Below are 204 nucleotides of genomic sequence, written 5' to 3' on the forward strand. Positions count from 1 at the left end.
TACCGTACCGGTTCGATTCCGGTCCTCGGCATTTATTATATTATTATGATGCACCCATAGCGCAATTGGATAGAGTGTCTGACTACGAATCAGAAGGTTGTAGGTTCGACTCCTACTGGGTGCATTAATCGGGAAGTAGCTCAGCTTGGTAGAGCACCTGGTTTGGGACCAGGGGGTCGCAGGTTCGAATCCTGTCTTCCCGAT

At 49.5% G+C, this 204-nt stretch carries 2 tRNA genes; both read left to right on the forward strand.

Annotation, left to right across the window (positions count from 1 at the left end):
* Nucleotides 1-50: 50 nt before the first annotated feature.
* A tRNA-Arg gene (locus tag IV36_RS07785) sits at nucleotides 51-124 on the forward strand.
* Between the two features lie 5 nt (nucleotides 125-129).
* Nucleotides 130-203 (forward strand) — tRNA-Pro (locus IV36_RS07790).
* Nucleotide 204: the final 1 nt, after the last annotated feature.

This window comes from Liquorilactobacillus mali (assembly GCF_001437155.1).
GTDB classification, from domain to species: domain Bacteria; phylum Bacillota; class Bacilli; order Lactobacillales; family Lactobacillaceae; genus Liquorilactobacillus; species Liquorilactobacillus mali_A.